This window comes from Pseudomonas sp. MF4836 (assembly GCF_002018875.1).
Taxonomy (GTDB): domain Bacteria; phylum Pseudomonadota; class Gammaproteobacteria; order Pseudomonadales; family Pseudomonadaceae; genus Aquipseudomonas.
Genome location: NZ_MVOL01000045.1, coordinates 1 through 612, shown reverse-complemented (window position 1 = coordinate 612; position 612 = coordinate 1). Strand labels below are relative to the sequence as shown.

The 612-nt window shown below is 63.1% G+C and carries 1 pseudogene; it reads right to left on the bottom strand.

The annotated features are described in order from the left end of the window. Positions 1 to 612 (bottom strand): annotated as a pseudogene (locus MF4836_RS35455) (T6SS effector BTH_I2691 family protein); the annotation flags it as partial.

The window sequence follows — 612 nt, the reverse complement described above, 5'->3', positions numbered from 1 at the left end:
ACACCACAACCTGGGTCACCTGCTGGCCGGCGTAGCGCAGAAAGGCCGCGCTGTGCACATGGCCGATCAGCGTCTGGGTCTGTGCCGACAGCTGTTGCATCAGGGCATTACTGGCGTTGGTGGTGGCTGCCAGTATCTGGCCGATGGCGTGCTTGACCGGCGCGATCATCAGCTCCTTGCCTTCGTGGGTGGCAATGATGCTTTTCAGGGTGTCGTAGAGCTTGCCCAGATCATCGCCCGCCAGCGCTGTCTTCAAGTGGTCGAACAGTGCCTGATCCTTGGCCAGCAAGGCCTGATAAAGCAGGCTCTGGCGGTCTTCGAGCAGGGTTTTCCAGAGCCGCTGGGTCGCGCCCAGGGTCGCGGTGTCTGGATGAATGACTTCGCTGGGGCCGCCCACCAGGCACAGGCTCATCATGCGAATAAAACCTTCTACGGAGCGGGTGGAGGTCACGCTGTAGTCATACCGGGCGGCGAGCTGGAACGGGGCGGCCTGGTATTCCCGGGCGTACAGCTCGCCCTCGCGGTCGATGGCCTGCTGCCAGACCTTTTGCTCGGCCAGGTAGGCCCGCTCGAAACTCGCCCGTTGGGCTTCGTCGTACCGCTCTTCGAGCC